At 44.8% G+C, this 6000-nt stretch carries 4 protein-coding genes; 3 read left to right on the top strand and 1 reads right to left on the bottom strand.

The window, feature by feature from the left end:
• Positions 1–179 precede the first annotated feature (179 nt).
• Positions 180–1304: an alanine dehydrogenase gene (ald, locus tag H5300_RS03025; RefSeq protein WP_004734559.1), complete on the bottom strand. Its 1125-nt coding sequence runs from the start codon at positions 1302–1304 to the stop codon at positions 180–182.
• A gap of 156 nt (positions 1305–1460) precedes the next feature.
• Between ald and lrp the strand changes: the two genes are divergently transcribed.
• From lrp to lolA, 3 genes are all read left to right on the top strand, one after another.
• On the top strand, positions 1461–1955 hold the full coding sequence (gene lrp, locus H5300_RS03020) for a leucine-responsive transcriptional regulator Lrp (protein WP_004734558.1): 495 nt from the start codon (positions 1461–1463) through the stop codon (positions 1953–1955).
• 162 nt (positions 1956–2117) lie between these two features.
• Complete coding sequence (locus H5300_RS03015) at positions 2118–5300, top strand: DNA translocase FtsK 4TM domain-containing protein (RefSeq protein ID WP_182795372.1); 3183 nt, start codon at positions 2118–2120, stop codon at positions 5298–5300.
• A gap of 75 nt (positions 5301–5375) precedes the next feature.
• Positions 5376–5972: an outer membrane lipoprotein chaperone LolA gene (lolA, locus tag H5300_RS03010; protein ID WP_029222076.1), complete on the top strand. Its 597-nt coding sequence runs from the start codon at positions 5376–5378 to the stop codon at positions 5970–5972.
• The last annotated feature ends 28 nt before the right edge of the window (positions 5973–6000 follow it).

Raw genomic sequence — 6000 nt, 5'->3', positions numbered from 1 at the left:
AAACGCATAAACGCATAACAAAGTCATAAATGAAAAATGAAGCTATAAATACAAGACAAAGCTATAAATGCAAAAAAAGCCAGCGCGACATAATGTCGTACTGGCTTTTTGTTTAATGTGTATGAGTTAACTGAACGCTTCAACGAGAAGGTTATTGCGCTCAGTTAGCTATTACAGCATTAGTTAAACATTGCGATTGCTTCAGCTGGGTCTACATATTCTAGGTCAAAGCTCTCTGCAACTTCTTTACAAGTCACTTTACCGTGGATTACGTTTAGACCTTCTAGGAAACCTTCATCAGATAGAAGTGCTTCGCGGTAGCCTTTGTTCGCTAGCTTAACAATGTAAGGAAGTGTTGCATTGTTTAGTGCGTAAGTAGAAGTACGAGCAACGGCACCCGGCATGTTAGCAACACAGTAGTGAACTACGTCATCAACGATGTAAGTTGGATCGGCGTGAGTCGTTGCATGTGAAGTTTCAAAACAACCACCTTGGTCGATTGCAACATCAACAACCGCTGAACCTGGCTTCATCTTAGCGATGTGATCTTTTGTAACAAGTTTAGGAGCGGCTGCGCCTGGGATTAGTACTGCACCAATCACTAGGTCTGCTTCTAGAACATGCTTCTCAATAGCGTCTTCAGTAGAATAAACCACTTTTGCGCGACCTTGGAATTCTTCATCAAGACGACGAAGCGTATCTACGTTGCGATCAAGAATGGTTACGTCTGCGCGAAGGCCAACAGCCATACGTGCTGCGTTAGCACCCACAACACCGCCGCCAACAACAACAACTTTCGCTGGTTCAACACCAGGAACGCCGCCAAGAAGAAGACCACAACCACCGTTAGATTTTTCTAGTGTTTGTGCACCTGCTTGAATAGACATGCGACCAGCGACTTCAGACATTGGTGCTAATAGTGGCAAGCGACCCATATTATCTGTTACAGTCTCATAGGCTACGCAGACAGCTTTGCTCTTGATTAGCTCTTCCGTTTGTGGAAAATCTGGTGCAAGGTGTAAATAGGTAAATAATATTTGCCCTTCACGAAGCATAGCTCGCTCGACAGCTTGAGGTTCTTTAACCTTTACAATCATCTCTGCTTTCGCGAAAACGTCAGCAGCAGTAGGAAGAATGGATGCGCCTACAGCGATGTAATCATCGTCTGAAAAACCGATACCAGTACCGGCATTGGTTTCAACAAAAACTTGGTGGCTATGTGAGATTAGTTCTCTCACGCTAGCTGGGGTCATACCAACGCGGTATTCGTGGTTCTTGATTTCCTTCGGTACGCCAATGATCATCCTGACTCCTCATTATATTATGGTTGTTTTATCTATGTGTAGGGTAATTCTGTCGAATTAATATCTAGTATAGATAGGTTTAGATAGAATTTGATACCGAATATTAAAAAGTTGTAGTATATTTTTTTGCAAGGAAGTAATAAGGTGGAATAAAAAATGGCAGACAATTATAAGAAGCCGTCCAAGGAACTAGATCGTATTGACCGCAACATTCTTAATGAGTTGCAAAAAGACGGTCGTATCTCAAACGTTGAACTCTCAAAACGAGTAGGACTTTCTCCAACTCCATGTCTTGAGCGTGTTCGTCGTTTAGAACGTCAAGGTTACATTACTGGGTACACAGCGTTGCTGAACCCACAGTATCTTGATGCTTCACTTTTAGTGTTTGTTGAAATTACGTTGAACCGTGGTGCTCCAGATGTGTTCGAACAATTCAACACCGCTGTGCAGAAACTGGATGACATCCAAGAGTGTCATTTAGTGTCGGGTGATTTTGACTATCTTCTAAAAACACGTGTATCGGATATGGGTGCTTACCGTAAGCTACTGGGTGATACGTTACTTCGTCTACCGGGCGTAAACGACACTCGAACTTACGTTGTAATGGAAGAAGTGAAACAAACCAATCAACTTGTGATTAAAACTCGTTAGTCACAATTGGTGAAATGAAAGAAAGCGGACATTTGTTCCGCTTTCTTGCTTTCTGGAATTGGGTTTTTCTGTTTGATATGGTTAAATCAACAGTAGTTTCATTGAAACGGGCGGCTTTGGTCGCTCGAGATGTTTTATTCCGTTTAATTATTAAGTTGGTTTATGTTCAAGCAGAGTAGTAATAAAGTAGAAACAATCATTAAAACGAGTGAAGAGCCTCAGTCTCCTCGTTTGAATGGTTCTCAACGTCTAAAAGAGTGCAGCCTGATTATGGGTGTTCTCTTCTCTATTCTACTTGCCGTTGCGTTATTAACTTTTAGTCCTGCAGACCCATCATGGTCGCAAACGGCGTGGGGTGGTGACATTCAAAATGCGGGTGGCTACTTAGGTGCATGGTTGGCGGATACGCTTTTCTTTGTGTTTGGTTCTCTGGCTTACCCTTTACCTATCTTGGTAACGGTTGCTGCGTGGGTATTATTCCGTAAACGCAATGAAGACGAGCAGATCGATTTCATGCTGTGGGGTACTCGCTTACTTGGTCTTACTGTCCTGATTCTTACTAGTTGCGGTCTAGCCGATATCAACTTTGACGACATTTGGTACTTTTCGTCAGGTGGCGTCGTGGGTGACGTACTAACAAGCCTTGCGCTTCCTACGTTAAATGTTCTCGGTAGTACGCTAGTTCTTCTTTTCTTATGGGGAGCTGGCTTGACGCTATTAACCGGAATTTCTTGGTTAAGTATTGTGGAATGGCTAGGCGAATGTGCCATTAAATTTTTTACATCTGCTGTTAATAAGGCTCGTGGCCAAGATCAAGAGCTACTTGAGCCTGAATTGAAAGAATCGACAGACAGAGATTCTCTAACGGAACGTCATCAAAAGCCGACTTTCCGTGATGTCCCTGCGTTAGAAGACAATCTTATCGAAGGTAAGGCTATAGAAGGGTATAAAGAAGCAGAACAAGATCAGCTCGACCCTGCGATGAGCTTCTCTGCGACCAACGACTCTTCAGACACTGGCGTAAATGCGTTGGACAACAGCGCAACGTCGAAGCGTCATTACAATATCCATATGCCAGTAGAGGCTCCAGCTAAGCCAGAGGTTTCTACTTATGAGGCACCGCAAGTTCAACCTGAAATTCAACCAGAGCAACCTATCTCTGTCGCTCCTGTTTACCACGCGCCAGAAGAACCTTTCGAAGAAGGCATTGAGCGCTCGAAGCAGTTGAATGCGACGATAGAGCAGCTAGAAAATGCCGCTATGTATGAAGATGATCTCGCTGAGCAAGATCAGACGGATGCTCACGAATCTCAGGCTGCGTACCAACAATACATGCAGAACGACCAACCAGAAGTTGTCCCTACTGACATTGACCTTGAAAGTGCTGAGTCAGTAGTCGATAGCACTTCCGAAGTTGATCGCACTCCAGAAGTTGAGAGTGAATTCGATACGGAAGATGTTCAACCTGAATCGTTATACGCTTCGCCAATGGGTGAACCAGAAGAACCAAGCGAAGACGATTTCTCAGTACAAGCATCACCGTTTAATGTGGCTGAAGAACAAAGTTATGAGCAGCCTTCAGAGTTCGAGTCTGTATCGATTGAAGAAGATAATGCAGAGCAACCTGAGTCTTTAGTTAACCAACAAAATAATTCAGAATTTGAGCAATCAAACGAACAAACTCAAGAGCCAACGGTTGATCTTCCTTGGGAACAGGTAACAGAAGAAGAGCCTCTTCACCCAGATCAAGATGTAGCAGCCTTCCAAAGCCTTGTCTCTGAGGCACAAGCGAACATGGCGGCGACACAAAACCCGTTCCTGGTACAGCAAGATGTTAACTTACCGAAACCGGCCGAACCATTGCCAACGCTTGAGTTGTTGTTCCACCCTGAAAAACGCGAAACCTTTATTGACCGCGATGCACTAGAGGCGATCGCTCGTCTTGTTGAATCGAAGCTAGCGGACTACAAGATCAAAGCTGATGTGGTTGATATTTTCCCAGGTCCTGTCATCACTCGATTTGAACTCGATCTGGCTCCGGGCGTCAAAGTAAGCCGTATTTCTGGCCTTTCTATGGACTTAGCTCGTTCGCTTTCTGCATTGGCAGTACGTGTCGTCGAGGTAATACCGGGTAAACCTTATGTTGGTTTAGAATTGCCGAACATGAGCCGTCAAACCGTATTCTTCTCCGATGTGGTGGGCAGCCCTCAGTTCCAAGAAGCGAAGTCACCAACGACCGTTGTTCTCGGACAAGACATTGCTGGTGAAGCGGTTATTGCTGACCTATCGAAGATGCCACATGTTCTGGTTGCTGGTACAACCGGTTCTGGTAAGTCGGTTGGTGTAAACGTGATGATCTTGAGTATGCTTTACAAGGCATCGCCGGAAGATGTTCGCTTCATCATGATCGACCCGAAAATGTTGGAATTATCTATCTATGAAGGTATTCCACATCTATTGTCTGAAGTTGTGACTGACATGAAAGATGCATCTAACGCCCTTCGTTGGTGTGTAGGTGAAATGGAACGTCGTTATAAATTGATGTCGGCTCTCGGTGTTCGTAACATTAAAGGCTACAACGACAAATTGAAGATGGCCGCGGAAGCGGGTCACCCAATTCATGACCCACTGTGGAAACCGGGCGACAGCATGGACCCTGAAGCACCATTGTTGGAAAAACTGCCTTATATTGTGGTTGTCGTCGATGAATTCGCCGATTTAATCATGGTAGTCGGTAAGAAAGTGGAAGAACTGATTGCACGTTTGGCGCAGAAAGCGCGTGCGGCTGGTGTTCACTTGATCTTAGCAACTCAGCGTCCTTCGGTGGATGTTATTACTGGTCTTATTAAAGCAAACATCCCAACACGTGTTGCCTTTACGGTATCAACCAAAACGGATTCAAGAACTATTCTTGACCAAGGTGGTGCAGAATCATTATTGGGTATGGGTGATATGTTGTACTTACCACCGGGTTCAAGCCACACAACTCGTGTACACGGTGCGTTTGCATCTGATGATGATGTACACGCGGTAGTGAACAACTGGAAAGCACGCGGTAAGCCAAACTATATTGAAGAGATTACGAACGGCGACCAAACCCCGGAAACACTGTTACCGGGTGAGAAGATGGAAGGCGATGAAGAAGTCGATCCACTGTTTGATCAAGTGGTAGAACACGTTGTCCATTCACGTCGTGGTTCAGTTTCTGGCGTACAACGTCGATTCAAGATTGGCTATAACCGTGCGGCACGAATTGTTGAGCAGCTTGAAGCTCAAGGCATTGTGAGTGCTCCGGGCCATAACGGTAACCGTGAAGTCCTAGCACCAGCGCCACCAAAAGATTAGTTCCGCTCGGAACTCATAACTATTAAGTCGGTCAAATCGAAAATATGACCGACGTATGTTCTAACAGGATTATTGATGAAAAAAGTATTCGCACTTTTATTTATGAGCTTTTCAGTATTGGCTTCTCCGAAAGAAGAACTGAGTAGTCGCTTGTCATTGAATGCAGGTTTTAGCGCCGACTTTAAACAAGTCGTGACTAGCCCTGATGGTGATGTTGTTATGGAAGGCGAGGGCACGGTTGAGATTGCACGCCCAAGCTTATTCCGTTGGGAAACGACTTTCCCTGATGAAAACCTATTGGTATCTGATGGTCAAAGCTTGTGGTACTACAGCCCATTCATTGAACAAGTGAGCATTTACTGGCAAGAACAAGCCACATCGCAAACACCTTTTGTCTTGCTGACTCGTAACCAAGAAAGCGATTGGGACAACTACAATGTCGCGCAAACCGGTAACCAATTTACGCTAACGCCGACAGCCGTAGATTCTAATCAGGGCGACTTCCAGATTAAGATCACTGAAAAGGGTATTGTTCAGGGCTTTAACGTGATTGAACAAGACGGTCAGAAAGGTGAGTTTACTTTTAGCAATGTTGACTTAGGTAAACCTGCAGCAGACCGCTTTACTTTTGTGGCACCGGAAGGTGTCGAGGTCGACGACCAAAGAAACTGATCTAATGAAGCAGATCATTTGGTAATAC

The organism is Vibrio sp. SG41-7 (assembly GCF_014164465.1).
GTDB lineage: Bacteria > Pseudomonadota > Gammaproteobacteria > Enterobacterales > Vibrionaceae > Vibrio > Vibrio splendidus.
This window is presented reverse-complemented; position numbering and strand designations above follow the sequence as displayed.